Genomic DNA, 26,851 nt, shown 5'->3' with positions numbered 1-26,851 from the left:
AGCCGGTCAGTCGACGCGCCAGGTCAACGCCGGAGCGCGGACGGACGCGAACACCGGCCCGCCGCGGCTACTGGTGAGGTCGAGGTCGGCGACGAGTGTGCGGCCACCTTCGAGCGCCGACTCGACCAGCGGTTCCTCGATCGTCAGGAGCTGCAGCTTGATCCGCCCTCCACCGGCGACGCTGGTCCAGCCGTCGTCGGTGTCCCGTCCCCAGTTGAGGTAGAGGAACCGCTCACCTTTGCGTCCGAAGACGTACGGACCGCGATAGTCCAGACCGTCGGTCCGGCGTACGGCATCGACCGTGAGCTCGAACGCGGCCTCCGGCTTCGTGGTGGGGGTCACCGACACGACCTCCTTGGCCTTGCTGAGCCCGAGGTGCGGCACGTCGTGCGCGAGGCACCAGTCGTTCGGCATGTTCCGTCCGAGAATTCTGATCGGCAGGTCGGTCATGGCTGCAGCCCTCGTTTCGCACTTCGGCCAAGAAGGCCGTCACTCCGGTCAGGTGGTGTAGGAATGGGGATAGCGGCCATGCCGCCCATAGCAGCAGCGCTCTTTGGATCCGGGACCAAGCAGGGATCGAGCCGCCAGCCCGGTAAGACCTTTTGGTCGCGAGGCCCGCAACGAGAGGCGCTCCTGGGGGCTCTCCCGTTGGCCGGAAGGTTGTTCACTGTGCAGCTCGGAGTTTGTTGGCTGCGAACTTCTTCAGCGCGGCGACGACTTCCTCGGTCGTGCCATCGGTGAGGGCCGGCTGGCAAATGACCCAGTTTCGATAGCGCCTGGACCAGAGAACGCGCCGCGGCCCTTCCTTCGGGTCGGTGACGTGGGCAGCGGGCGTTGCAAGCACCATCTCGCGTTTCGCCAATCGCGCGAAGAAATCCTCCGGCACACCTACCCACCAGGATTCGATGTCGGCCCAAGGAATGACAACCTCACGCCAACGGGTGCGTACCACTATGCCGCTAGCACCCAATGAGACTCGATAGCCACGGAGACTCGTGTGGAGGGCGTCGACGCAAACGAGGGTTATGACTGGGCCAAGGATGATAAACAAGACGGCGGACGGGAGTCTTGTGTTCGAAACAAAGAGCGAGACTGCGTAGTACGCACTACACACTCCGAGAAGTACACCAAGAGCCATCGCGACGACTCTTGCGCCATTCACCTTAATGCGGCCGAACTGCGTTCTGACCTCGCTCGCTGTCATCTTTGACCTCTTCCGTCGCCCTACTGCCGCAGCATACCTGGGACAAAGTTATCCACAGCCTTGCGATACGCCCCAATCATGGGATGGCATGATGAGGCCCAGCCACTCGATCTCCAGCCGGGGAGGGAACGGGCCGCGTATGGGAGCGCAGACATCGCACAACGCCAAGCAGCTACGGGCAGTCGCTCGACGCCTGGGGGAAGCAGAGCTGGAGACGCGCGTGGTCCGGCGGATCCGTGACCTGGAGATTCCCGCGTTGACCTGGCCATTGCTGGCCGCGTTGGGTAGTGCGTCCGAGTATGACCGAACCCGCCAAGCTGCAGAAGAGGCGGCAGCCGTTGTCGACACGGTGGTCGGTGCGCTCGGTCGCACGGTCGAGGCGGTAGCGGCGTACTACGAGCGGATGGAGGAGCAGTACGGCACGGACTTCGATTCGGCCATTCCGGAGACCGAGCGGTCAACGGATCGGGAGAAGTGAGGGCCGATGGCGGTCGTTGAGGGCGGTGTCGTCAGTACCGCCGACGTCGCCGTACACGGGGCGTTGTCACTCGCAGTGCTCACGGCGGGCCTCTCCCTGGCGGGTGTCGCCCAGGAGTCAGGCACGAGCGCAGTCATCGCTCTGGTGACGACCGGACTCGCCATTCCCAACCTCGCCGCGCCATGGCCGTTCGATCAGGCCGCGGAAGAATGGCAGGAGGTCTCCGCAGAGTTACACACCTTCCACTCCGAGTTGAGTGATCTGATCAACAAGCGAAGTGGCCTGAATGACTCGTGGGAAGGTCCGGGTGCCGATGCGTTCTGCGCCTATGTGAACAACAAACTCCTGCCAGCAATCGAGGAACTCGCCGACTGTGCCACGGATCTTCGCAACGCCTGCAGGGGCGTAAGTGAGACTCTCACGGGCGGAATCATCGAATATTTCCTTCTGACTGGGATTGCTATCGCCGCCTGCATTGCACTCACCGTAACCAAGAACCCAATCTTGTACCTTGCCTGTGCGCTCGCCAAGGCTGCGATCGTCGAGTCGTGGCTGATTGGACTTACCCTGCAATTCAGGGATATCTACAACACACTGACGGCTCTGGAGGCCGAACAGGCACGGTTGCGCGTTGCGTACGAGAACTTGATTAGCAGGTTCGGTTTCGAAGGCGATCGACTGGATGCTGCGGCCCTGGAGATCATGCGGCGGCGGGTCCTTCCGGCGATGCAGGATGTCGACGGTTGGAACAAGGCGTGAACCCGGTCCCACGGATGCCAGGGAGGAGTGGATGCATGGTCAATTCAGGTGAATCTGGAAAAGATGGAGGGCCCGTTGTCGAGTTACTGGACTTAGCGCGCGAAGCCGTTGCGGAAGGGGGCGATCCCGTTGAAACCTTTAGACCTTTGCAAGAGGGCCTTTCCGGCATTGTACACTCGTTTACAGAAAACCTCTCTCGCCAATATGATGGCTCGGCAGCGGATGGTGAGATTGTCGCTGTCGTGAATGGTCTGGGAAACCTGCTGAGCATCGAAATTGGCCTGGCCGCAATGCGAGACATGGATGCGGCGGCGTTGTCATCTGCATGTACAGACGCGATCGCCGCGGCACAGTTGTCGGTCACCGAGGAAATGAAATCAGTGATGATTCAGCTCGCAGACCCTGACGATTTCGGTACAGCATTACCGGATCCGATGGCAATTTGGCGAAACTCCATGGAGGCGTCTGGATGGAAGAGGCGTACCTAACGGCGCTCATGAGTGAGCTCGAACACAAGATTTCCAATGCCGCAGCGAAGCTCGGCGATCTCGGAGAAGCGCAGGAGTACGTAGGCACGTCCTCAGACGGGTTAGTGACCGCGACAGTCGCGGGGGCGAGCGTCATAGTTGACATTCATATCCTAGCCAAGCGACGACTGGACCGTCATGACCTTGGTGAGGCGATCGTCGAGGCGGTAAACGACGCCGAGCGCCGGTCAACGGAAACTCTGAGCGGCGTGGTCCGTGACCGAGACGGCAATAGGAAGGCCGGAGAGGTGTTCAACCACCACCTTCAGGATGTACTTCGGCAGCTACGTCGAAGAAGAACTCCTTAGCTTTCGTGGGTTTCATGTCCTGGCTCAGCCGGCATCGTAGAGGGATTTCAAGCGAGTCGACCGTCGAGCGGGCACGTTGGTCAACGCGCGCTTCACGGCATGCTGAGTGCCGAACTCGGTGGACGGCTATGCGACGCCCCAGCTCATCACGCTATGGAGGGTGGCGTCCTTATATCCGTCGTGGGCCAGGCTCGTCGGCGCGAAGCTGGCCCCCCTCGGCGCGCGGACCCCAAGGCGCCCTGTGGGCGGTCAGCCGACGACTGTCGCGCCGTCGGTCGATGCGGCCGGTGCCCCGGGCACGGTCTCCTCGGGGAGTACGGCCGACCCGTTCGGCGAGCTGGGCTGGTCGAACTGGGTGCGGTACAGCTCTTCGTACCGCCCTCCCGCCGCGAGCAGCTCGGTGTGGGTACCGCGCTCCACGATCCGGCCCTCCTCGACCACCAGGATGAGGTCGGCCGCACGGACCGTGGACAGCCGGTGCGCGATCACCACGGCGGTACGGCCGGCGAGCGCCTCCCCCAGCGCCGCCTGGACAGCGGCCTCCGATGTCGAGTCGAGGTGGGCGGTCGCCTCGTCGAGGATCACCACCCGTGGCCGGGCAAGCAGGAGTCGGGCGATGGTCAGTCGCTGGCGTTCGCCGCCGGAGAGCCGGTAGCCGCGTTCACCCACCACCGTGTCGAGCCCCTCGGGCATGGCGGTGATGAGCTCGTCGAGGCGGGCCCGCCGCAGGACGTCCCAGACCTCGTCCTCGGTGGCCTCGGGCCGGGCCAGGAGCAGGTTCGCGCGTACGGACTCATGGAACAGGTGACCGTCCTGGGTCACCATCCCCAGCGTGTCGCGGATCGAGTCGGCGGTCAGATCACGGACGTCCACCCCCGACAGGCGTACGGCCCCCTCCTCGACGTCGTAGAGCCGCGGGACGAGCTGCGCGATCGTCGACTTGCCGGCACCGGAGGAGCCGACCAGCGCCACCATCTGTCCCACCTCGGCACGGAACGACACGTCGTGCAGCACCTCGACACCGCCGCGCTGGTCCAGCTTCGCGACCTCCTCGAGGGAGGCGAGCGACACCTTGTCCGCCGACGGGTAACCGAAGTGGACCCCATCGAACTCCACCGACACGGGACCGTCGGGCACCTTCCGCGCGCCGGCCTTCTCCGCGATCAGTGGCTTCAGGTCGAGGACCTCGAAGACCCGCTCGAAGCTCACCAGGGCGCTCATCACCTCGACACGGGCGCTGGCGAGTGCGGTGAGCGGTGCGTACAGCCGGGTGAGCAGCAGGGCGAGTGCGACCACGGCGCCGGGATCGAGCTGTCCGCGCAGTGCGTAGAACCCGCCGACGCCGTAGACCACGGCGAGCGCGAGGGCGGAGACGAGGGTCAGCGCGGTGATGAAGATCGTCTGCACCATGGCCGTGCGTACGCCGATGTCGCGCACCCGCCTGGCCCGCTGGGCGAACTCGGCGGACTCCCGCGACGGCCGGCCGAACAGCTTGACCAGCGTGGCGCCGGGTGCTGAGAACCGCTCCGTCATCTGCGTACCCATCGCGGCGTTGTGGTTGGCCGCTTCGCGTTCGAGCCGGGCCAGGCGGGTGCCCATCCGTCGGGCGGGAAGGACGAACACCGGCAGGAGTACGAGAGAGATCAGGGTGATCTGCCACGACAGCCCGAGCATCACCACAAGGGTGAGGACGAGTGTCACGAGGTTGCTCACCACGCCGGACAGCGTGTCGCTGAACGCCCGTTGGGCGCCGATGACGTCGTTGTTGAGCCGGCTGACGAGGGCGCCGGTGCGGGTGCGGGTGAAGAACGCGATCGGCATCCGCTGGACGTGGTCGAACACTGCCGTGCGCAGGTCGAGGATGAGACCCTCACCGATGCGGGCCGAGAGCCACCGCGTCGCCAGCCCGAGTCCGGCCTCGGCGACGGCGATGGCGGCGATGAGGCCGGCCAGTCCGAGCACCAGGGTGATCGACCGGCCCTGGAAGATCGCGTTGACGACCCGGCCGGCGAGCACGGGCGTCGCCACCGCCAGCGTCGCGGTCACGATGCTGAGCACCAGGAACCGCACCAGCTGGGCACGGTGCGGGCGGGCGAATCCACCGATCCGGCGCAGCGTCGCACGGGAGAACGGGCGTCGGTCGTCCTGTGCGTTCATCGCGTGGTAAAGCGATATCCACGCGGTGACTTCCATGTCCATGCGTACTCCACCTGTCGGGTTCTGCGTTGATCTTCGAACTGCTGGTCTCGGACTACCGCTACCTGGGCTGTTGTCGGACCGCTGCTGTCGGACCGCTGGGCGGTCTGCTCGCTACTCGTACCTGCTCTGACCGCCTGGACTAGCGAAAGTCATCGGCGTGGTCGATCGCCCACTGACGGTAGGTGAGAGCCGGCGCTCCTGTGAGGTCTTCGACCGCTGAGGTGACCTGTTCGGGTGCCGTCACCATCTCGGCGTGGGCGTGCAGCATGCCATCGACCACCGACACCGGCCATCCGTCCGCGAGGTACTGGGCCCGGGCGTCCTCGGAGGAGATCTCCTCGAAGCGCAGCGACCGGCCGATGGCGCCACCGACGATGCGGACCCGTTCGCGGGTGGTGAGCGTCTCGGGGCCCGTCAGGACGTAAGTCTTCCCGCGGTGGTCCGGGTGGGTCAGCGTGTGGGCGGCGACGGCGGCGATGTCCCGCTCGTGGATGACCGACCTGCCGGCGTCGCCGAACGGAGCCCGTACGACGCCTTCCTCATGGATCTGCGCCGCCCACCCGAGATCGTTGCTCGCAAACCCTCCAGCCCGCAGGAAGGTCCACTCCAGTCCGTCCGGTCCGTCCGGTCCGTCCAGTCCGGCGTCCTCGATCAGCCGCTCGAGGTCGGCGTGAAACTGCGTGATGGGGTCGGACTGGCGCGCACGTTCCCTTCGTACGCCCGAAGCGGACAGATAGACGACCCTGCGGACTCGATTCTTGACGAGCGCCTCGAGCACGCCTGGCGCGGCGTCGGCGGTGAGGAACGGCCAGACCAGGAACGCCGCCGATACGCCCTCCAGGCTGCCGGCGAAAGTCTCCGGCGCGGACAGGTCACCCTCCACGACACTCGCGCCGGCCGGCAACCCGGCAGCGTCCGGGTGGCGGGTCAGTGCGCGGACGCTGACACCGGCGTCGAGCAGCTGCGTGACGACGTTTCGTCCCACCTTGCCGGTCGCGCCCGTCACCAGGATCGTGGAGTCTGCCGTCATCGTTCCTGCCCTTCCCCGCTGGCGGGATCTGGTACCCGCGCTCGGAACCGTCCGTGCGTGCAGCCTCGACAGTAGAACCTCAACCATTCTTGAGGTCAAGGTCGCGGATTCAGGGCCCAGGCATCCGATGCGGAGAAGTGGTTGGCCCAGGGACGCCTCAGTTGACCACTACTCCGCAGTGGATGATGTCCGGCCGCCGATCGCCTGCGCCATCGCCCGGTCGAGCCGCGGGGCGAGCGAACGTGCGTAGGTCGCCGTGATGTGGTGAGCGTCCCGCCAGACGATCATGGTCCCGATCACGGGGGCGCATCGCGGCGCCGGGCAGACGTCGTCGGTCAGGTCGACGAGGTCCACGCCGGCGAGCCCCTCGGCGGCACGGATCTGGTCGTCGGTGGACATCGCCATCGCATGCTCCCTGGGTACCGCACACGCGGCAAGGTCCCGAGGATGCGCGGAGAGGCAGTCGGGTACGTCGATGTTCACCCTCGGCGTGTTCCGGATGACGACGAGCGGCACACCCGCCGCGCGGACCGCCTGCCAACTCCGCCGCAGCCCGGAGACGTACGCCGGCCGGCTGGCCCGTGGGTCGAGGATCGACCCGCCGCGTACGACCTGATAGTTGGTGTCGCTGCTCGTCACCACCAGGTCCGGCCGGTCGGGGCCGGTGAGCCGGTGGCGGAGCTTGGCGTTCCAGGCGGTGCAGGCGCGGTACGGAACGGCCGGCTCGCCGACTCCGACCTCGACGTCGAAGAATCCGCAGGCCGACTTCGTGTAGGTCTCCAGCCGCCACCCGTGGCGTGTCGCGACGGCTGCGAGGGCCGGCTGCCACTGAGCCGCGTGGGAGTCGCCGGCGAGAACCATCACCTTGTCCGACCCCAGATCGCCGTACGCACAGAACTGCAGCTCCGCGCTCGGCTGGTCCTGATGGCACTGCGGGCGGTAGATCGGGCCCTTGTCCTCGCGTGCCTTCAGGGGGTCGAGGGTGATCGAGGTCGGCTCGTCCTGCGGCGGATGCTTCGCGGTCGGACGTTTGCTGGACTCGGCGAGCGCCTGCGTCGCCGGTCTACTTCCGGCACTCGCGGTGACCTGCGGCGGAGGCGGGACAGCCGCGTGGACAACCACAGCGCCGGCCACTCCAGCCGCCGTGCACGCCGCCCCCATCAGCAACGCGCGCCGGGGCACGGCGACCAGGCGGCCCGAACGCCGCACCGGCGCCTCGACCAGCCGGTAGGTCAGCCACGCCGGCGCGAACGAGAAGCTGGCGACAAGGATCCCTTCGACGACCGACAGCGCGCCCCAGGCCGCCTCGGCGGCGACGAGCAGCGGCCAGTGCCAGAGATAGAGGGAGTACGACAGAGCCCCGACCGCGCGCATCGGGGCGACGGACAGGAACCGCCCGACGCCTCTCCCGTATCCCTCCGCCCCACCAGTCCCCGCCGCCCCATCAGTCCCCGCCGCGTCGCCGCCACGCCCCGCCGCTCCATCAGTCCCCGCCGCGTCGCTGCCACGCCCCGCCAGACCGGCCATGACCACCAGGGCGGCGCCGACCGTGGGCAGTAGCGCGGCGTACCCCGGAAACAGCGTCGAGGAGCCGTAGGCCAACGCCGCGCCCACGATCGCGGATACCCCCAGCCATCCCGCCCAGACCATGGCCGCCCGAGGCAACCGGCTCAGCCGGACGGCCCCGATCGCGAGGGCCGCGCCGATGGCGAGCTCCCATGCGCGCGTGGTCGACACGAAGTACGCCCGCCCCGGCTCCACCTGCGTGAGGCTGACCGACCACACCAGCGACGGCAGGGCGACGATCGCGAGGCCCGCGAGCAGGGTGCGGTCGAGCGACCATCCCGTACGCCGGTGCCACCAGACCAGCGCCACCAACACCAGCGGCCACACCAGATAGAACTGCTCCTCGACCGCGAGGGACCAGAAGTGTTGGACCGGGCTCGACGCCTGCTCCGACGCCATGTAGTCGACGGCCTGGTCGGCGAGGCGCCAGTTGACCGCATACAGCGCGCTGGCCGCCAGGTCGCCCGCGACCCCGCTCCACCGGATCGGAGGGAGCACTGCCACGGTGAGCCCAGCGACGGCTGCGAGCACGACCGCGGCAGCCGGGAGCAGCCGCCTCGCCCGCCGCGCATAGAACCTCGCCAGGCTGAGCCGACCGGTCGTACGCACCTCCCTGACGATCAGGCCGGTGATCAGGAACCCGGAGATCACGAAGAAGACGTCGACGCCGACGAATCCGCCAGGGACCGCTGGGACCCCGGCGTGGAACACCAGAACGAGGAGGACGGCGAGACCCCGTAGCCCTTCGATGTCGCCCCGGAAACCGGACACCGCCCGCTGCGTCTCCCGGTGGTGCGCGTCGTTCATCGGACGGTGAGGATGTGCTCGCCCCGCGGCACGAGCTCGCCGATCACGGGAGCGCCGGGGATCTCGCCGGCGACGAGCAGTCCGCCCGAGGTCTGGGCATCGGCGAGCAGGAACGCCTCGTCGGCATCGACGCCGCGCAGGTCGGCATGGGGTGCCACCCAGTCGAGGTTGCGCTTCGTACCGCCGCTGACGTAACCGTCGCGGACCGCCTCCCGCGCACCCGCCAGATAGGGCACGGCGGCCGCGTCCACGACCGCGCTCACGCCACTGGCCCGCGCGAGCTTGTAGAGGTGGCCCAGGAGACCGAAGCCGGTGACGTCGGTACCGGCGCGGACGCCGCCGTCGACCGCCGCCTGCGCGGCGGCCGCGTTGAGCGTGGTCATGGTCGCCACCGCTTCGTCGAACCGTTCGCCGGTCGCCTTGTGCCGGGAGTTGAGTACGCCGATGCCGAGGGGCTTGGTGAGGGTCAGCGGCTGGCCGGGCTGAGCGGCGTCGTTGCGGATGAGAGCCGCCGGATCGACGAGCCCGGTGACCGCCATCCCGTACTTCGGCTCCGGGTCGTCGACACTGTGCCCACCGGCCACGTGGCAGCCCGCCTGCGCCGCTACTGCGAGACCGCCACGGAGTACCTCGGTCGCCAGCTCGAACGGAAGAACGTCACGGGGCCAGCCCAGCAGGTTGAGCGCGACGACCGGCCAGCCGCCCATCGCGTAGACGTCGGAGAGCGCGTTGGCGGCGGCGATCCGGCCCCAGTCGTACGCGTCGTCGACGACGGGCGTGAAGAAGTCGGTCGTCGCGACGATCGCGAGGCCGTCCTGGATGCGGACGACCGCGGCGTCGTCGCCGGAGTCGAGACCCACCAGCAGCTCCCCCGGCGGTTCAGCGCCGGCGCTGGCCCCGACACCACCAACAGCGAGCCCACCACCCGCGAGCCCACCGCCCGTAAGGCCGCCACCCGCAGGGCCGCCGTCCGCGAGCCCACCGCCCGCAAGGCCGGCAACGATCTCCTCCAGCTCGCCGGGAGGGATCTTGCAGGCACACCCGCCGCCGTGGGCGTACTGCGTCAGCCGGATCGCCTGAGTCGCCGTCATGTCCCACCTGTCCGTTCGATGTCCCCACCTGTCCGTTCGATGTCCGCTGACAAACATCCCCCGGCCGGGGCGCGTATGCGACGAGCCGCCCACCTCCGCCTGCCAGGATGACGTACATGCTCCGAGGAGGCGTCTCCGGCCTGGTGGCCGGCACGGTCTTCAACACCGATGAGCGGCAGGATCTGTCGCTGGCGGGTTCGATTCCCGTCCGCCTCCGCCACGTCACCCAGCGTCATACCCCGAGTGGCACTGCGCCCACCCAACCGCGACACGCGACCCACCCCGACCGCGATGACTGACCCGCGCCGACGCATCCCCGCCACCGGTCTGGTGCTCGACGACCCCCGGGTCGCCGGGGCCGTCGAAGCCCTGGGCCGGCCGGCGGTGAAGGCGACGGTCACCGAGGTACAGCGCCGGGCCCGGGCGGGCCAGGTGGCGCCGGAGGACGTCGTCGACGTCGTCCTCGCCGCGCTCCCACGACACACCACCTCCCTGCGTACGGTCATCAACGCCACCGGCGTGATCGTCCACACGAACCTCGGTCGGGCCGCGCTCTCGGCCGCCGCCCGCGAGGCGCTCCAGGTCGCGGCGGGACCGACGAACGTGGAGTTCGACCTGGCGACCGGCGCGCGCGCCCGGCGGGGCAGGGGCGCTCTCGACGCGCTCGCCGATGCCGTACCCGAAGCCGGCGGCGTCCACATCGTCAACAACAATGCCGCCGCGCTGCTGCTGGCCGCGATGACCTTGGCCGGTACGAACGGTGAGATCCTGCTCAGCCGCGGCGAGTTCGTCGAGATCGGTGACGGGTTCCGGATCCCGGAACTGCTCGCGGCGAGCGGAGTCCACATCCGCGAGGTCGGTACGACGAACCGCACGACGCTCGACGACTATCGCCGGGCGATCGGGCCACGGACGGGTTTCGTCCTCCGGATCCATCCGTCGAACTTCGTCATCACCGGGTTCACCGCCGCGCCGACCGTGGACGAGCTGGCGACTCTCGACGTCCCGGTGGTCGTCGACATCGGCTCCGGGCTGCTGCGGCCGCACCCGCGGCTGCCCGACGAGCCCGACGCGTCGAGCACGCTACGAGCTGGGGCGACCCTGGTGACCGCGAGCGGCGACAAGCTGCTCGGCGGTCCGCAGGCGGGCCTGCTCCTGGGCGCGGCCGAGGTCGTCGAGAAGCTGCGGCGGCATCCGGCGGCGCGGGCGTTCCGGGTCGACAAGCTCACCCTCGCCGCGCTCGAGGCGACCCTGCGTGGTCCCGCTCCTCCGGTGGTGGCGGCGCTGGACGCCGATCCCGACGACCTGCGGGCCCGCGCCGTGTGGCTCGCGCGCAGCCTCACCGACAGCGGGATCGCGGTCGACGTGGTGTCGTGCGTGTCGGTCGTCGGTGGTGGCGGCGCGCCCGAGGTCGAGCTGGCGAGCTGGGGCCTCGGCGTCCCCGCGGACTGGGCGGCGCCGTTGCGGCTCGGCGACCCGCCGGTGGTCGGCCGGGTGTGGCGGGACCGCTGCGTCCTCGATCTGCGTACCGTCCCCGACGACGCCGACAACCACCTCCTCGGCGCCGTGAAGGCGGCCCACGCACGGTGTACGTCGTAGCGACCGCCGGTCACGTCGACCACGGCAAGTCGACGCTGGTCCGGCGGCTGACCGGGATGGAGCCCGACCGGTGGGCCGAGGAACGCCGCCGCGGGCTCACGATCGACCTCGGCTTCGCGTGGATGACGCTGCCGGACGGCGGGGAGTTGGCGTTCGTCGACGTACCAGGGCACGAGCGGTTCGTGTCCAACATGCTGGCCGGCGTGGGACCGGCGCCGGCGTGCGTGTTCGTCGTCGCGGCCGACGAGGGGTGGCAACCGCAGTCCGCCGAACACCTTGCCGCGCTCGACGCGCTCGGCGTACGGCACGGCCTGCTGGTGGTCACCAGGTCCGACCTCGCCGACCCCGAGCCGGCACGGGTGGAGGCCTTGGCGCGGCTGGCGGAGACGACCCTCGGCAGGGTGCCGTCAGTCACGGTGAGCGGTGAGACCGGCGCCGGCATGGACGGGTTGGAGCGCGCCCTCGTCGAGCTGACCGAGAGGCTGCCGTGCGCGGATCCCGACGCGGACGTACGCCTGTGGGTCGATCGGGTGTTCAGCGTGCGCGGTGCGGGGACCGTCGTGACCGGCACGCTGGGCGCCGGGACGTTGCGAGTGGGCGACGAGTTGGAGCTGGCCTCGGCGGATCCCGACCGCGGTCGGGATCGGGCGCGGGTTCGGGCGCGCGTTCGGCTGCGGGGGTTGCAGGCGCTGGGGCGGGACTCCACCAGGGTGGCAGCAGCGGCACGGGTCGCGGTCAACCTGCGGGGCGTGGAGCGGTCCGAGGTGGGCCGGGGCGCCGCGCTCCTCACGCCCGAGTCGTGGCTCGCCACCGAGGTCGTCGACGTCACCCTGCGGTACGCCGACGGTGGAGAGCGTTCCGACCCCAGCGGACCTGGCGCCATCGCCGAACGCCTCGTCCTCCACGTCGGCTCGGCCGCCGTGCCTGTGCGGGTACGGGCGTTCGACGCGACGACGGCACGGCTCTCCCTGGCGCGCCCGCTCCCCCTGCGTACCGGCGACCGTGCACTCCTGCGCGATCCCGGCCGGAAGCGGGTGGTTGCCGGGGTGGTCGTCCTGGAGGTACGCCCGCCGGAACTCCGTCGGCGCGGCGCCGCCCGGACCCGTGCCGCCGACCTCGCGGGTGCGATCGGACCTGCCAGTGCGGCCAGTGCGGCCGGTGCGGCCAGTGGGCCCGGCGCCGCCAGCGCCGCCAGTGCGGCCGGTGCGGCCGGCGCCGCCAGTGCGGCAGCGCGGGCTGCCGGCGTACCAGCACTCCGCTTCGACCAGCTGGCAGCGCTCGTCCTGCGCGACGGCGGCATCGTGCGAGGACAGGAGTTCCTCGTGCGCGGGCTGCCGGCACCTACCGGAGCGACGACACCGGCCCAGGACTGGTACGCCGACGAATCCCACTGGGCGCGCCTTGTCCGCCAGGCGACCGACGTCCTGGTCACCTGGACCGCCGCGAACCCGCTCGCCGCCGGTATGCCGGCCGACGCGCTGCGCCAACGACTCGACCTGTCGCCCACCCTCCCGTCGGACCTGTTTCAAGCGCTGGTCGCGGCCGCCGGGCTCGACCTTCGTGACGGCGTCGTCCGCCGTCCAGGCGACGACGACGGCCCGGTCCTGCCGCCGCACCTGGAGAAGGCCGTCCGCGCGATCGAGGAGGACCTGGGCGCTGCGCCCTTTGCGTCGCCGGACGCGCATCGGCTCAGCGCCCTGGGAATGGGCACGCGCGAGATCGCCGCCGCCGTACGCGCCGGCCGGCTGCTGAGGATCGCCGACGGCGTCGTGCTGCTGCCGGACGCGGACGACCAGGCGCGCGCCATCCTTGCCGAGCTGCCCCAACCGTTCACTCTCAGCCAGGCGAGGATCGCGCTCGGCACGACCCGCCGTGTGGCGGTCCCCCTCCTCGAGCTCCTCGATGCGAACGGCATCACCGAACGCCTCGCCGACGGGACCCACCGCCTCCGTTGACGCTGCCGGGACACGATCGGCGGTCGGGACACGGTCGGCGACGCGATCCGCAGCCGGGACACGATCGAGTGTGCGCAAACTGTAGGTTTCGCTGCCCAAAACCGACAGTTTGCGCACACTCACGGCCGGCGAAGCCGCGCTCACGCCCGAAACCGTGCCGCGCGCCAACGATCCCCAGCCTGTGCATGCCTCCGGCACGTCCGGTCGGCTTGACGGCATGATTTCCGACCATGCCGAGAAGGGAGCTGCCCGCCGCGCTCCTGGCTGGGCCGTTCCGTCTCAGCGACCTTCGTCGGTGGGGATTGCCTGACCAGCTGGTTCGGACCCGACGGTTCCGGCGCCTCTTCCACGGCGTCTACGCCGCGTCCTGCCTGCCGGACACGCTGCGGCTGCGCGTCGAGGCCGCTGCCCTGATCCTGCCGGCATCGGCGGTGTTCAGCCATCACACGGCTGCCGGACTCCGCGATCTGCCCGTACCGTCCTCGTCGCACCTGCACGTCACCGTTCCGCCAGGCACCGCCGCGCCACGTGGCAACGGGATTCTCGCCCCCCGGGCATCCGTCGAGGGCGGCGCGGTCACGACATCTCGCGGCGTACGAACGACGACACCAGTCCGGACCTTCCTGGATCTGGGTAGGTCGATCGGCCTGATCGACGTCGTAGTGCTGGGCGACGCCATGGTCCGGCGAAGCCTCGCGAGCGTTGGCGAGCTTCAGGACGCCGCGAGCCGCGCCTCGGGGCGAGGTTCGTCAGCGATCCGGACAGCGGCTCCGCTCGTCCGCGGGAGAGTCGACTCACCGATGGAGACCCGGGTGCGACTTCTGCTCGCCCTCGCCGGACTGCCCGATCCGGAGCCGGGCGTCGAGGTGCTCGACGACCATCGGTGGTCGCCACGGTCGACCTCGCCTACGCCGTGCAACGGATCGCGATCGAATACGACGGTGACCTGCACCGGGTCAGCAAACGCAAGTGGCGTCACGATGTGACCGGCCGCGAGCTGCTGCGCGACCTGGGTTGGAACGTCATCCTGGTCACAGCCGACGACATCTACGTACGACCGCACTACACGCTCGAGCGGGTACACGCGGCCCTGGTCAGGCGCGACCACCCGGACGTCCCGCCCGCACTCGACGAACGGTGGCGGGACTACTTCCGGCCTCGCGGACACCTCACCGATCACTGGTAGGCACACCGATCATCGGCCGGCAGGGTTTGCGCCACCGGCCACCGGGAACGTGCGCTCCGGAGGAGGCGATCATGGGCGTACGACAGTGGCTGCGTCAGCTGACGATCAAGGACTGGCCCGTCTATCGACAGCTCACCGGTGCCGACCCGCTCGGCCGGGGGGTCGCGGCGATGTCGGCGAGGACCCGCAGCCTCCGCCCCCGCACCGCCGACGCCGACAAGGTGGTGAGGTCCATATGCCCGTACTGCGCCGTCGGCTGCGGGCAGAAGGTCTATGTCAAGGACGGTGCGGTCACCCAGATCGAGGGCGATCCCGACTCGCCGATCTCGCGCGGCAGGCTGTGCCCGAAAGGTTCGGCCAGCAAGCAGCTCGTCACCAACCCGAGCCGCGTCACGAGCGTTCTCTATCGCCGTCCGTACGCAAGGGACTGGGAGCCACTGCCGCTCGAGCGCGCGATGGACATGATCGCCGAAAGGGTGCTCAAGACCCGCCGGGACTTCTGGCAGGACGAGGTTGACGGGCGCAAGGTCCGGCGGACGATGGGCATCGCCAGTCTCGGTGGCGCCACGCTGGACAACGAAGAGAACTACCTGATGAAGAAGCTCTACACCGCACTTGGAGCGATCCAGATCGAGAACCAGGCCCGTATTTGACACTCCTCCACGGTTCCCGGTCTGGGAACTTCCTTCGGTCGCGGCGGCGCCACGACGTTTCAGCAGGACCTGCAGAACTCCGACTGCATCCTCATCCAGGGTTCGAACATGGCTGAGTGCCATCCGGTCGGGTTTCAGTGGGTGATGGAGGCCAAGGCGCGGGGTGCGAAGGTCATCCACGTCGATCCGCGGTTCACCCGTACGAGTGCGGTCGCCGACCTGCACGTGCCGCTGCGCGCCGGGTCGGACATCGCGTTCCTCGGCGGTCTCGTCAACTACGTCCTGCAGAACGGCCTCGAGTTCCGCGACTACCTTCTCGCCTACACGAACGCGCCCGCGATCCTGCGCGAGGACTTCCGCGACACCGAGGACCTCGACGGACTCTTCTCCGGATACGACCCGGACAGCCGGCACTACGACATCCACACCTGGATGTACGAAGGAGCCGAGGAGGTCACGGCGGCGGCCGGGGAGCGCGACGACACCTCCGTGGGCACGACTCACGGCGGGCGAAGGCACCGCGAGGCGGCCCGCGCCGAGACGTACGGAAGCGGCGGCGCGGCTATCACGGCCAAACCGAGCCTCGACCTCACGCTGGAACACGAACGCTGCGTCTACCAGGTGCTGAAGCGACACTTCGCGCGTTACACACCGGAGGTGGTCGAGGAGACCTGCGGCATTCCGGTCGAGCAGTTTCGCCAAGTGGCGCAGGCGATCACCGAGAACTCCGGCCGTGAACGCACCACCGCCTTCTGCTACTCGGTCGGCTGGACGCAGCACACGGTCGGCGTACAGTACATCCGTACGGCGGCGATCCTGCAGACCCTGCTCGGCAACATCGGCCGGCCGGGCGGCGGCATCCTCGCCCTACGTGGCCACGCGAGCATCCAGGGCTCGACCGACATTCCGACGCTCTTCAACATCCTGCCGGGTTACATCCCGATGCCGCATGCGCACGAGCGGCTGGATCTCGACACGTTCGTGGCAACCGATTCCGCGCAGGCAGGGTTCTGGGGCAACATGCGCTCCTACGTCGTGAGCCTGCTCAAGGCATGGTGGGGCGACGCTGCGACCGCGGACAACGACTTCCTTTTCGACTATCTGCCGAGACTCACCGGCGACCACGGCACCTACCAGACGGTGATGAACCAGCTCGCCGGTGAGTGCAGGGGCTACTTCCTGGTCGGCGAGAATCCGGCGGTCGGTTCGGCCAACGCGAAACTGCAGCGGCTCGGGATGGCGAACCTCGACTGGCTCGTCGTACGCGACCTGCAGATGATCGAGAGCGCGACGTTCTGGAAGGACGGGCCGGAGATCGAGACCGGCGAGCTGCGTACGGAGGAGATTCCCACGGAGGTGTTCTTCCTGCCCGCGGCCGCCCACACGGAGAAGGACGGCAGTTTCACCAACACCCAGAGGCTGCTGCAGTGGCACCACCAGGCGGTCGAGCCACCGGGCGACGCCCGCAGCGACCTGTGGTTCTACTACCACCTGGGCCGGATCATCCGGGAGAAGCTCGCCGGGTCCACCGATCCGCGTGACACTCCGCTGCTCGATCTCACGTGGACGTACCCCACGCAAGGTCCACTTGACGAGCCTGATGCCGAGGCGGTGTTGCGTGAGATCAACGGCGTGGGGCCGGACGGCGCGTTGTCGGCGTACACCGAACTCAAGGACGACGGGTCGACCGCCTGCGGGTGCTGGATCTACTGCGGGGTCTACGCCGGCGAACACAACCATGCGGCCAATCGCCAGCCAGGTCACGAGCAGTCGTGGGTCGCGCCCGGATGGGCCTGGGCGTGGCCGGCGAACCGGCGGATCCTCTACAACCGCGCGTCGGCCGATCCGCAGGGCAGGCCGTGGAGTGAACGCAAACGCTACGTCTGGTGGGACGCCCAGAAGGCGCACTGGACCGGAGCGGATGTCCCCGACTTCGAGGCGACAAAGCCACCCGACTACGTGCCGCCGGAGGGCGCGAAGGCGCAGGACGCCTTGTCGGGAACGGATCCGTTCGTCATGCAGGCGGACGGGAAGGCGTGGCTCTTCGCGCCGGCCGGACTCACCGACGGCCCGCTGCCGACCCACTACGAGCCAGCGGAGTCGCCGGTCGCGAATCCGTTGTACGCCCAGCAGGCCAACCCGGCTCGCCAGGTGTACGTCGACGGGCGCAATCGTTACCACCCCAGTGGCGGGGAGCCTGGCAGCGAGGTCTTTCCGTACGTCTTCACCACCTATCGGCTCACCGAGCATCACACGGCGGGCGGGATGAGCCGGAGCCTGCCCTACCTCGCCGAGCTGCAGCCCGAGTTCTTCTGCGAGGTGTCACCGGAACTCGCGGCCGAACGCCGACTCACGCACCTGGGTTGGGCGACGATCGTCTCCGCGCGATCCGCGATCGAGGCGCGGGTTCTCGTCACCGAACGCATAAAGCCGCTCCGGCTACGGCGAAGCGATGGCGGCACCCGCACCATCCACCAGGTCGGCCTGCCCTACCACTGGGGACCGAACGGCCTGTCGACCGGTGACGCGGCCAACGAACTGCTGGCGGTCGTCCTCGATCCCAACGTGCACATCCAGGAGTCGAAGGCTGCGACCTGTGACATCCGCCCGGGGCGGCGCCCGCACGGCCAGGCGCTGCTGGACTTCGTGGCGCACTACCGCAGCCGCGTGCCGGAGGCGGGAGAGGAAAGGGAGGAGCCTTCATGAACGACGGCCACCGACTGTCCGGGCCGCTCGCCGATCCCGCGGCCGACGCGGGCCATCCCGAAGGCCACCCGCCGCGGGTCGGGTTCTTCACCGACACCTCGGTCTGCATCGGCTGCAAGGCCTGCGAGGTGGCGTGCAAGGAGTGGAACGCCCTACCAGAGGACGGTCTCGACCTGCTCGGCCAGTCGTACGACAACACCGGAGCGCTCGGTGCGAGCACCTGGCGACACGTGGCGTTCGTGGAACAGGGCGACAAGGAGGCCGGCGACGCCGGGGCCTTGCGCTGGTTGATGTCGAGCGACGTGTGCAAGCACTGTACGCATGCGGCGTGCCTCGACGTCTGCCCGACGGGAGCGCTGTTCCGTACGGAGTTCGGCACGGTCGTCGTCCAGGACGACATCTGCAACGGCTGCGGCTACTGCGTACCTGCCTGTCCGTACGGCGTCATCGACATCCGGCCCGACAACGGCGGCGCATTCAAGTGCACGATGTGCTACGACCGGTTGGGTGCCGGGCTCGAGCCGGCGTGTGCGAAGGCGTGTCCGACCGACTCGATCCAGTTCGGGCCGCTGGAGGAGCTGCGCGAACGCGCGGACCGCCGGGTCTCCGAGCTGCGGGACCTGGGCGTCGACACGGCTCGCCTCTACGGCGAGAAGCCGGACGACGGCGTGGGCGGAGACGGTGCCTTCTTCCTGCTGCTGGACGAACCGGAGGTCTATGGCCTGCCACCCGACCCGGTGGTGACGACCCGCGACCTGCCGTCGATGTGGCGGCATGCGGCGGTGGCCGCTCTGAGCGTGGCGGCTGGCATCGCGGCGTCCTTCGTGGTGACCGCGCGGAGGCGGCGATGAGGCACGGCGAGACTCCGAACGTGCCGGAGGCGGCCACCTCGGCGACGAGTGGCCGGTCGTACTACGGGCGTCCGATTCTCAAGCAACCCGCCTGGAAGACGCCTGACGCCCCGCTCTACCTGTTCCTCGGCGGGTTGGCTGGTGCGTCGGCGACGACGGCGGCCGTCGCCGACCTCACCGGACGACCGGGCCTCGCGCGCGCCGGTCGCTACGTCGCCGCGGCTGGCGCGACGGCGAGTGTGGGCACGCTCGTCCACGACCTCGGGCGGCCCGCCCGCTTCCTGCACATGCTGCGGGTCTTCAAGCCGACGTCGCCCCTGTCGGTGGGATCGTGGATCCTGGCACCGTTCTCGGCGGCGGCAACGGCGGCGGCGGTCTCGGCGGCGACCGGTGTCCTTCCCCGCTGGGGCCGTACGGCGGGCATTGCCGCAGGCATCCTCGGGCCCGCCATGTGCACCTACACCGCCGTCCTGCTGGCCGACACCGCGATCCCGGTGTGGCACGAGTCCTATCGCGAGCTGCCGTTCGCCTTCGCGGGGAGTGCGCTGGCGAGCGCGGGAGGGGCTGCGCTGCTGGCCGCGCCGCCGGCCGACCACCCACCCGTGCGCCGCCTCGTCGTGGTGGGTGCCGCCTTGGAGCTCGCGGCCGTGACCAGGATCGAACGCAGGAAGGACATCACCGCCGAGCCCTACCGCAAAGGACGCGTACGCACACTGCTGACCGCCGGCCGCGTACTCACCGGTGTCGGCGCCGGGCTGGCTTTGATGGGGCGGCGGAACCGGGCGATGTCGGCGCTTGCGGGCGTGAGCCTGCTCGCAGGGGGACTGTGTACCCGGTTCGGCATCTTCGAAGCGGGGCACGAGTCGGCGCGTGACCCGAAATACGTCGTACGACCGCAACGCGATCGGCTGGCCCGACAGGGTGGCAGATGAGTGAGGACCCGGACCGCCCGCAAAGCGCGTACACACTGCGCCGGGTCCTCGCGGCACTGGCTCTCGTGGGTGGCCTCGCGGGAACGATCGCCTTCGGAAGGGCCGCGGCACGACCGGACGGCACGACCACCGGTGAATGGGTCGCGGCGGTGATCTGCGCCGGAGTCGCCTTGACCGCGCTAATCGATCTCCTTGTCCTTCGGAGGAAACCGTAAGTTCTGGGGAAAGTGCGCAGATCTCCTTCCGTACAACCCATCCGACGGCCGCGAATGCATGTTTCCGGTAGCGCCGGGTAGAGCGTTCTGATAGGCAGAAAAGAGCAAGCTACGCCGTGTCGGCTCGCGGCGAGGCAGCGAAACCCCGCACGGCGAACCGCTCGTGAAGGTGGAAATGCCATGCCACAGCAACAATGGAGCAAGAAGCGCGAACGCCAGTACGAACACGTCAAGGCCAGCCAGAAGGACCAGGGCCGGTCGGAGGGCCGCGCGAAGGAGATCGCGGCGCGCACGGTGAGCAAGGAACGCGCACGCTCCGGTGAGGCGAAGCAGCGCAGCCGCACCTCGACGAAGGACATCTCCTCTGGTCGCCGCGGTGGGCTGCGTTCCGGACGCGGCCCGGCCGGACGGACCAAGGCCCAGCTCTACGCCGACGCGAAGCGAAAGGGCGTGCGCGGTCGCTCCACCATGACCAAGGCCCAGCTCGAACGAGCCGTCAGCCGGTGAGAAAGTCGCCGCCAGCACGTCGCGGTTGCGACTGACACTGCTCGGGGTCGGCGCGATGAACTCGCCGCGCTTCGCGCCCGCCGGCCTCGTGCTGCGGTACGCCGGGCACCGGATCGTCTTCGACGGCGGAACGAGAACCCCAACGCTACCGCGACGCATCGACGCGTGGCTCGTCACCGACGAACACGCCGAGCTTCGCTCCGTCCTTCGTCACATGGCCGCCGAACTCGGCACCGAGCCCAGGGCGGCGAGCCTCGCGTACGACGACCTCGAGGTGCTCAGCCACCCGGTCGTGCACACGTCCCATCCGGCGTACGGATATCGGATCGTCACCCCCGGACTGGTGGTGGTGTGGGCGCCGGAATTCTGGGAGTTTCCGTCGTGGGCCGCAGATGCGGACCTGATGTTCGCCGAGGCAGCTTCCTGGGACCGGCCGATCAGGTTCCGCGGCGGCGTCGGGGGTCACGCCAGCGTGCGTGACGTCGGCGCTGCCGCTGCAGGCCATGGTGTACGCCGGCTCGTCTACGCCCACATCGGCCGGCCCAGCATCCGGGCAATCGATCGGGGACTGCGCCCGGAGATCGGGGAGTGGGGCCACGAGGGCCGGACCTACGTCCCCCGCCCCGCCACCTGAGCAGGAGGTCAGGACGCCTTGGCGACGGCGCGTTCGAGTTGGGCCCGACTCATCTTCGACCGGCCGGCGATGTCGAGCTTGGCCGCCCGGTCATAGAGTTCCTGCTTGCTGAGGCTTGTGACGTCGGCGCTCTTGCGGCCGCGCGACTTGGCGGCGGTCTTTGTCGTACCCGAAGCCCTTCGGGCCTTCTCCTGCGGCCGGCGCGAACCCTTGCCCTTGGCTTCGTCGATGCTGCGTTGCAGGGCGTCCATGAGGTCGACGACCTTCTCCCTGCGGGGCCCGGGCGCCTCGACGGAGACCTCTCGACCCTTTGCCTTGTCGCGCACGATTCCCAACAGGCGTTCGCGATAGGTGTCGTGATAGCGCTCGGGATCCCACTGCGTGGTGAGCTGTTCGATGAGGTTGACCGCCGCCTTCATCTCCCGCGAGTCCTTCTTGTGCGCACGCGGCAACTCGTCGATCACGTCCTCGGGGTCGCGTACCTCGTCGGCGAAGAGCATCGTCTCCAGGACGAGCACGCGCTTCCAGGTGCGGATGACGGCGAGATATTCCTTGCCCCGCATGATGAACGACGCAACTCCCGCGAGTCCTTTCTGTGCCATCGCGTCACGCAGCAGGCCGTACGCACCGTGCGCGCTCTTGTCCTTCGGGGCGAGGTAGTACGTCTTCTCGAAGTAGATCGGGTCGACCTCGGCGATGTCGACGAAGTCGGTGATCTCGATGTTCCTGGACCTGCCGAGATCGGCGGCACCCACCTCGTCCTTGGTGAGCGTGACGAATGTGTCGCCGGAAAGCTCATAACCCTTCACGATGTCGTCGTAGTCGACCTCGCGGTTGGTGTCCTCGGCGACCCGCTTGTAGCGGATGCGGGCATTCGTCCCCTTCTCCCGTTGGTGAAAGGCGACGTCCTTCTGCTCGGTGGCGCTCAGCAGGCCCACCGGTACGTTCACCAGTCCGAAGCTCAGGGACCCAGTCCAGATCGAGCGCGCCATACCTCTTCTCCTACCACGAGGACGGCGGCGCCATACCCACAGCGTGATCAGCGATGGTCGGACAGTTCGAGACCCCTGGTCACCGTCGCATCGAGGTTCTCCGCGCTGAACAGCTGGTCGAGCGCCATGGCCGCAGCGCCGACGACGCCGGCCCGCGAGCCGAGCCGGGCCGTGACGATCCGCAGGTCACGGGTGGCCAGGGGGACGGCCTGGCCGTGGACCGCCTCCCGGATGGCAGCGGTGAAGAAGTCACCGCTCGCACTCATTCCGCCGCCGATCACCAGGACGGACGGGTTGAGCAGGCTCACGACGGTCGCGAGCATCGTCCCGACGATCGCACCCACCTCGCGCAACAGGCCCAGACAGGCCGTGTCACCGTGGGCGGCTGCCTGCGCCACGGTCTGCGCGGTGACGGTTTCGCCCTGCGCGACGACCTTGGCCAGCCATGGGCTGGTGCCGTCCGCGGCGTACTCCTTGGCTTTCTGGACGACCGCGGCGGCTGTCCACTGGCCGGCCGTGTCGCCGGGCGGCGGGAGATCTGACTGGCGCAGGCTCATCGCGAGGTGGAGGAGGTTGCCCAGCCGCCCGGCGCATCCCTGGGCGCCGCGGTGCAGGCGCCCCTCGGAGACGAGGGCAATCCCGATTCCCGTGCCCAGCTTGATGAAAACGGCGTTGTCGTTGTCCTTCGCCGCGCCTTCACGATGCTCGCCGAGCATCATGATGTTCACGTCGTTGTCGACCCAGGTGGGGGCGTCGTACCGCTCGGCCAGGCGTTCGCGGACCGGATAGTCGTCCCAGGTGGGCATGCCGGCGGGCGCGACCGCGCGTCCGGTGCCGAACTCCACCGGCGCGGGGATGCCGATCCCGACGCCCCAGAGCGGGCCGATGTCCTGGTGGTCGGCCAGCAGTTGGCCGAAGAGCTTCTCGACCTGGCTGAGGGTGACGTCCGGTCCGTCCGTCACGTCGGTCGACTCGGCGACGTGCGCGAGGAGCCGTCCCGCGAGGTCGGTGATCGCGACGTCGACGCTCGTCCAGCCGACGTCGGCCACCAGCAGATGTCCTGCGGGCAGGAACGTCAGCTGCTTGGGGCGCCGCCCGCCGCTGCTCGGACCGAAGCCCTCCTCCCGGAGCAGGCCGACGTCGAGTAGGTGCTGTACCCGCTGCGCGGTGACCATCCGGGTGAGGCCAGTGCGCCGCATGATCTCGACGCGGGACCTGCAGCCGTGGAGGCGGACCGCGGACAGGACCTGTGCCGCCCCGTCGGGGAGGCCGGCCGTGGGCGTGCTCTGGGTGGAAGGCGACGTCATGTTCCGCAGCATACAGCTTGACTTACGCATAATCGCTGCGTAAGTTCGCGCCATCGACGCAGAACGCGTCTCAGCCTCGGGCGACAGGACCCGCGCAGGGCCGCCCGAATGCACACAAAGTGCCGGCGAGAGGAGCCGTAGATGAGTCCAGTCATCAGCCGGCGGGGGATCATGCGAGGTGCGCTCGGCATCGGAGCGCTGCTCACCACCGCGTCGACCGGAGGTTGTTCGTCGGGGTCCCGCACCACCGGCACTCCCGGGACCGCGACCTACTGGTCAGCGCTGGAAGGCGGCGAGGTCCGCGGCTACTTCGCCGACACCATCGCTGCCGGATTCACCGAGCAGTATCCCGGCGAACGGGTGGAGCTCGTCTACAAGACCTCGGAGAACCTCGAACGCGACGTCCGCCTGGCCCTCGCGGCAGGCACCGCACCCGACGTGATCGAGACCAACGGGCCGGCGTTCGTTCCCGAACTCGCCGACCAGGACTATCTCGCCGACCTCACCAAGCGGGCGAGCGACCTGGGATGGAACGACGTCCTCCTGCCGTGGGTGCCCAGCGTCGGCACGATCGACGGCAAGCTCTTCTCCATCCCCACCCAGTTCGAGACGCTCGGCATCTTCTACAACGCCACGCTCTTCGAACGCCGCGGCTACACCCCGCCCCGGAGCCGGACCGACCTGGAAGCGCTGTGCGAGGAACTCACGAACGAAGGGATCGTGCCGTTCGCCGCGGGCAACCGGGAGTTCGCGCAGACGATCGAGTGGTTCACGAGCGTCTTCTTCTCCCACTTCGCCGGCCCGCAGGTGATGTACGACGTCCTGACCGGGGCGAAGCCGTGGACCACACCGCCGATGGTGGAGGCGGCCGCGCTGATGCAGGACTACTTCCGGCGTGGCTGGTTCGGCGGGAGCCCGCAACGGTACTTCACCACCTCGTTCAACGCGATGCATGCCGATCTCGCGGCCGGGAAGGCCGCGATGGACATGGAAGGCACGTGGTTCTTCGCCGAGATCGACAGCTTCTTCGGCAAGCAGGGTGGCAACGCCAACGACTGGGGCTTCGCGGCGTTCCCCGCACTCCGCGACGCGGTCCCCTATCCGCTGTACGCAGTCGGAACCGGCGCGACCCTGTCGATCAACGCCGACAGTGTGAGCGCGGACGAGGCGGCACACTTCATCGACTTCCTCATCGGCGACCGCAAGGCAGCGGCACAGCGGATCGCGGACCACCCGTCGGAGTTCGCCCTGCCGCTGCGGTTCACCGAGAGCGACTTCCCGCAGAGCATGGACCCGCGGATTCGCACGGCGTACGTCGACCTCATGGCGGCCACCGGCAAGGGCAACATCGGCTATACCAACTGGACGTTCTCCGCACCGCGCACGGCGATCGAGATCTACGAAAAGGCGCAGGAACTCGTCGCGGACGACCTCTCCCCCGAGGACTATCTCGCCGGCATCGAGGACACGTTCCAGTCCGACCTCGAGCGCGGGTTCACCCCGGTGGCCATCGACCCGAGGGCCGGCGATGAGTGAGACCACCTTCGCCAACCGGCTCTCCGCCGCCGACCAACGCTCGCGACGGCCCACCAGCACGCTTCACCGCTCCCGTACCCGCTTCGGGCTCGTCCTGCTGGTGCCGTTCGCCGTCCTCAACGCCGCCGTGATCGTGGTCCCGTCGCTCGCGACGGTCTTCTACTCCTTCACCGACTGGACGGGTGTCGGTCCGGCAAGCTGGGTCGGCCTGGACAACTACGTGCGCCTGGCGGGCGAGGGCGACTTCTATTCCGCACTGTCGCACAACCTGATCTGGACCGGGATCCACCTCACCGTGCCGATCGGCCTGGCGTTGCTGGGCGCGGCGATCCTCGCCAGGATCCGCCGGGCGCAGGTGCTCCTCCGGTTGCTCTACTTCCTGCCGTACACGGTGGCGAGCGTCGTCACCGCGTCGGTCTGGCAGGACCTGCTCGACCCGGAGCGTGGCGTCTCCGGCCTCTCGTCCTTCCTGGGCATCGACTTGCCGGATGATCTGGTCCTGCTCGGCAACCAGGCGACCGCGCTTCCCACGATCGCCATGATCAACGTGTGGGCGCTGTGGGGATTCCTGCTGGTGATCTTCCTGTCCGCCATGCAGGGTGTGGACGACCGGCTCTACGAAGCGGCGCGGATCGACGGCGCCAACGTCCTGCAGGAGTTCTGGCACGTCACCGTGCCGGGAATCCTTCCCACGCTGGTCTTCGTCGTCCTGATCAGCATCATGTGGTCGCTGCTGGCCTTCGACTACGTCTGGATCATCACCCAGGGCGGACCCGCCGGCGCGACCGAGCTGGTCAGCACCCTGCTCTACCGCGAGGCGTTCCAGCGTTTCGATGTCGGGTACGCGGCGTCGCTCGGCCTGAGCCTCACGTTCATCAGTGGGCTCATCATCGCCGGATTCCTCCTCCTGCAGAAGAAAGGGTGGACGGTGTGAGCGCACCGACGACAGGACGGATCTCACCGCGTCGCCGCCTCGGCGGCCTCGCCACCCGAGGCGCCACGTCCGTCGCGCTGGTCGTCCTCGCGCTCTATGCGGTCGGGCCGCTCGTCGTGCTGGTCTTCAATGCGTTCAAGACGAACGTCGACATCGCCGGCAACCCACTCGGACCACCGTTGCCGCCGACCTTCGACAACATCGCCGAGGCATGGGAGCTGGGCAACTTCGCGACGACGCTGCGCAACAGTGCCATCCTCGCGATCGGTACGGCGGTGGGGGTCTGCGTGGTTTCCTACCTGACCGCCTACGCGCTCGCGCGGGTCCTGCCGCGGCCGGCGCCCCTGGTGCTCTACCTGTTCGTGGGGACAGCCGTTCCAGCCCAGCTGTTCATCATTCCGGTGTTCTTCCTCTGGACTCGGCTACACCTCAACAACAGCCTCTTCGGCCTGATGCTGATCTACTGGGCGTTGTTCGCGCCGTTCGGAACGCTGCTGTTGCGGGCGTTCCTGGTGACGCTCCCGCAGGAGATCGACGACGCCGCCCGGATCGACGGCGCCACCGAGTGGGCGGTGATGAGCAGGGTGGTCCTGCCGCTGGCGCAACCGGGCATGCTCGTCGTGGCGCTGACCACGGGCCTCTTCGCCTGGAACGAGTTCTTCTTCGCCACCACCCTGATCGATGACGAGGCACTGAAGCCGATCTCGACAAGCCTGCTCGCCTTCCAGGGCCAGTTCTCCCGCGACTGGGGACTGACGAGTGCGGGCTGTCTCTTCATGATCGGCCCGGTGCTCGTGCTTTTCCTGGTCCTGCAACGTCGATTCATCGCCGGCCTCACCGCCGGTAGCCTCAAGGCCTGACCACCGAAGGGATCA

At 68.7% G+C, this 26,851-nt stretch carries 25 protein-coding genes, 1 tRNA gene and 1 pseudogene; 19 read left to right on the top strand and 8 right to left on the bottom strand.

Annotated features, from left to right (window positions below):
• Positions 1-6 precede the first annotated feature (6 nt).
• Together ABNF93_RS25020 and ABNF93_RS25015 are read right to left on the bottom strand one after the other, a co-directional pair.
• The gene (locus tag ABNF93_RS25020; protein ID WP_349330614.1) at positions 7-450 is read right to left on the bottom strand and encodes a DUF5990 family protein; all 444 of its coding nucleotides are present in this window, start codon (positions 448-450) and stop codon (positions 7-9) included.
• A 214-nt stretch (positions 451-664) separates the two neighbouring features.
• A complete protein-coding gene (locus tag ABNF93_RS25015; RefSeq protein WP_349330613.1) occupies positions 665-1,204 on the bottom strand; it encodes a hypothetical protein in 540 nt (179 codons plus the stop codon).
• 139 nt (positions 1,205-1,343) lie between these two features.
• Between ABNF93_RS25015 and ABNF93_RS25010 the strand changes: the two genes are divergently transcribed.
• From ABNF93_RS25010 to ABNF93_RS24995, 4 genes are read left to right on the top strand one after another with little or no spacing between them, the layout of a single operon-like run.
• Positions 1,344-1,682, top strand: a complete 339-nt coding sequence (locus ABNF93_RS25010; RefSeq protein WP_349330612.1) for a hypothetical protein — start codon at positions 1,344-1,346, stop codon at positions 1,680-1,682.
• Positions 1,683-1,688: 6 nt separating this feature from the next.
• Positions 1,689-2,441 carry a WXG100 family type VII secretion target gene (locus tag ABNF93_RS25005; RefSeq protein ID WP_349330611.1) on the top strand — a complete coding sequence of 251 codons (753 nt, stop codon included), beginning with the start codon at positions 1,689-1,691 and terminating at the stop codon, positions 2,439-2,441.
• A gap of 35 nt (positions 2,442-2,476) precedes the next feature.
• On the top strand, positions 2,477-2,929 hold the full coding sequence (locus ABNF93_RS25000; protein WP_349330610.1) for a YbaB/EbfC family nucleoid-associated protein: 453 nt from the start codon (positions 2,477-2,479) through the stop codon (positions 2,927-2,929).
• Entirely contained in the window at positions 2,911-3,276 is a 366-nt protein-coding gene (locus ABNF93_RS24995) for a YbaB/EbfC family nucleoid-associated protein (RefSeq protein WP_349330609.1), read from the top strand. The genes ABNF93_RS25000 and ABNF93_RS24995 overlap by 19 nt, the downstream gene beginning before the upstream one ends.
• Positions 3,277-3,525: 249 nt before the next feature.
• Here ABNF93_RS24995 and ABNF93_RS24990 read toward each other — a convergent pair whose 3' ends face one another.
• From ABNF93_RS24990 to selD, 4 genes are all read right to left on the bottom strand, one after another.
• Entirely contained in the window at positions 3,526-5,475 is a 1,950-nt protein-coding gene (locus tag ABNF93_RS24990) for an ABC transporter ATP-binding protein (protein WP_349330608.1), read from the bottom strand.
• Positions 5,476-5,614: 139 nt separating this feature from the next.
• A complete protein-coding gene (locus ABNF93_RS24985; RefSeq protein ID WP_349330607.1) occupies positions 5,615-6,505 on the bottom strand; it encodes an SDR family oxidoreductase in 891 nt (296 codons plus the stop codon).
• Between the two features lie 168 nt (positions 6,506-6,673).
• On the bottom strand, positions 6,674-8,878 hold the full coding sequence (locus tag ABNF93_RS24980) for an acyltransferase family protein (RefSeq protein WP_349330606.1): 2,205 nt from the start codon (positions 8,876-8,878) through the stop codon (positions 6,674-6,676).
• Positions 8,875-9,969 carry a selenide, water dikinase SelD gene (gene selD, locus ABNF93_RS24975; protein ID WP_349330605.1) on the bottom strand — a complete coding sequence of 365 codons (1,095 nt, stop codon included), beginning with the start codon at positions 9,967-9,969 and terminating at the stop codon, positions 8,875-8,877. The genes ABNF93_RS24980 and selD overlap by 4 nt, the downstream gene beginning before the upstream one ends.
• Before the next feature lie 125 nt (positions 9,970-10,094).
• On the opposite strand from selD, the gene ABNF93_RS24970 reads away from it, so the two are divergent.
• The 12 genes and pseudogenes from ABNF93_RS24970 to ABNF93_RS24920 all read left to right on the top strand — a co-directional run bounded on the left by ABNF93_RS24970 (position 10,095) and on the right by ABNF93_RS24920 (position 21,207).
• Positions 10,095-10,189: transfer RNA gene (locus ABNF93_RS24970), tRNA-Sec, on the top strand.
• 71 nt (positions 10,190-10,260) lie between these two features.
• Positions 10,261-11,568: an L-seryl-tRNA(Sec) selenium transferase gene (selA, locus tag ABNF93_RS24965; protein ID WP_349330604.1), complete on the top strand. Its 1,308-nt coding sequence runs from the start codon at positions 10,261-10,263 to the stop codon at positions 11,566-11,568.
• Positions 11,556-13,523 (top strand): selenocysteine-specific translation elongation factor, encoded by a 1,968-nt coding sequence (gene selB, locus ABNF93_RS24960; RefSeq protein ID WP_349330603.1) that lies wholly within the window; start codon positions 11,556-11,558, stop codon positions 13,521-13,523. Before selA ends, selB begins: the two co-directional genes overlap by 13 nt.
• A gap of 230 nt (positions 13,524-13,753) precedes the next feature.
• Positions 13,754-14,509 carry a hypothetical protein gene (locus ABNF93_RS24955; RefSeq protein WP_349330602.1) on the top strand — a complete coding sequence of 252 codons (756 nt, stop codon included), beginning with the start codon at positions 13,754-13,756 and terminating at the stop codon, positions 14,507-14,509.
• Positions 14,506-14,709: a hypothetical protein gene (locus ABNF93_RS24950; protein ID WP_349330601.1), complete on the top strand. Its 204-nt coding sequence runs from the start codon at positions 14,506-14,508 to the stop codon at positions 14,707-14,709. Before ABNF93_RS24955 ends, ABNF93_RS24950 begins: the two co-directional genes overlap by 4 nt.
• 71 nt (positions 14,710-14,780) lie before the next feature.
• On the top strand, positions 14,781-15,362 hold the full coding sequence (locus ABNF93_RS35015) for a hypothetical protein (RefSeq protein WP_502877624.1): 582 nt from the start codon (positions 14,781-14,783) through the stop codon (positions 15,360-15,362).
• A 12-nt stretch (positions 15,363-15,374) separates the two neighbouring features.
• Positions 15,375-18,068 (top strand): annotated as a pseudogene (fdh, locus tag ABNF93_RS24945) (formate dehydrogenase); the annotation flags it as partial.
• On the top strand, positions 18,065-18,919 hold the full coding sequence (locus ABNF93_RS24940) for a 4Fe-4S dicluster domain-containing protein (protein ID WP_349330599.1): 855 nt from the start codon (positions 18,065-18,067) through the stop codon (positions 18,917-18,919). The pseudogene fdh and the gene ABNF93_RS24940, both read left to right, overlap by 4 nt.
• The gene (nrfD, locus tag ABNF93_RS24935) at positions 18,916-19,851 is read left to right on the top strand and encodes an NrfD/PsrC family molybdoenzyme membrane anchor subunit (protein ID WP_349330598.1); all 936 of its coding nucleotides are present in this window, start codon (positions 18,916-18,918) and stop codon (positions 19,849-19,851) included. Before ABNF93_RS24940 ends, nrfD begins: the two co-directional genes overlap by 4 nt.
• The gene (locus ABNF93_RS24930; RefSeq protein WP_349330597.1) at positions 19,848-20,066 is read left to right on the top strand and encodes a hypothetical protein; all 219 of its coding nucleotides are present in this window, start codon (positions 19,848-19,850) and stop codon (positions 20,064-20,066) included. The genes nrfD and ABNF93_RS24930 overlap by 4 nt, the downstream gene beginning before the upstream one ends.
• A gap of 180 nt (positions 20,067-20,246) precedes the next feature.
• Positions 20,247-20,573, top strand: a complete 327-nt coding sequence (locus ABNF93_RS24925; RefSeq protein WP_349330596.1) for a plasmid stabilization protein — start codon at positions 20,247-20,249, stop codon at positions 20,571-20,573.
• A 25-nt stretch (positions 20,574-20,598) separates the two neighbouring features.
• Positions 20,599-21,207, top strand: coding sequence for an MBL fold metallo-hydrolase (locus ABNF93_RS24920; RefSeq protein ID WP_349330595.1), 609 nt, complete (start codon positions 20,599-20,601; stop codon positions 21,205-21,207).
• An 8-nt stretch (positions 21,208-21,215) separates the two neighbouring features.
• On the opposite strand, the gene ku is transcribed toward ABNF93_RS24920, so the two are convergent.
• Complete coding sequence (ku, locus tag ABNF93_RS24915) at positions 21,216-22,199, bottom strand: non-homologous end joining protein Ku (RefSeq protein ID WP_349330594.1); 984 nt, start codon at positions 22,197-22,199, stop codon at positions 21,216-21,218.
• 47 nt (positions 22,200-22,246) lie between these two features.
• Complete coding sequence (locus tag ABNF93_RS24910) at positions 22,247-23,506, bottom strand: ROK family transcriptional regulator (RefSeq protein ID WP_349330593.1); 1,260 nt, start codon at positions 23,504-23,506, stop codon at positions 22,247-22,249.
• Positions 23,507-23,647: 141 nt separating this feature from the next.
• On the opposite strand from ABNF93_RS24910, the gene ABNF93_RS24905 reads away from it, so the two are divergent.
• Genes ABNF93_RS24905 through ABNF93_RS24895 form a run of 3 tightly spaced genes read left to right on the top strand, consistent with a single transcriptional unit; the run spans position 23,648 to position 26,836 of the window.
• Entirely contained in the window at positions 23,648-25,042 is a 1,395-nt protein-coding gene (locus ABNF93_RS24905) for an ABC transporter substrate-binding protein (RefSeq protein ID WP_349330592.1), read from the top strand.
• The gene (locus ABNF93_RS24900) at positions 25,035-25,976 is read left to right on the top strand and encodes a carbohydrate ABC transporter permease (RefSeq protein ID WP_349330591.1); all 942 of its coding nucleotides are present in this window, start codon (positions 25,035-25,037) and stop codon (positions 25,974-25,976) included. Before ABNF93_RS24905 ends, ABNF93_RS24900 begins: the two co-directional genes overlap by 8 nt.
• Positions 25,973-26,836 carry a carbohydrate ABC transporter permease gene (locus ABNF93_RS24895; protein WP_349330590.1) on the top strand — a complete coding sequence of 288 codons (864 nt, stop codon included), beginning with the start codon at positions 25,973-25,975 and terminating at the stop codon, positions 26,834-26,836. The genes ABNF93_RS24900 and ABNF93_RS24895 overlap by 4 nt, the downstream gene beginning before the upstream one ends.
• The last annotated feature ends 15 nt before the right edge of the window (positions 26,837-26,851 follow it).

It is taken from the genome of Actinopolymorpha sp. B9G3 (assembly GCF_040120725.1).
In the GTDB taxonomy this organism is placed as follows: domain Bacteria; phylum Actinomycetota; class Actinomycetes; order Propionibacteriales; family Actinopolymorphaceae; genus Thermasporomyces.
This window is presented reverse-complemented; position numbering and strand designations above follow the sequence as displayed.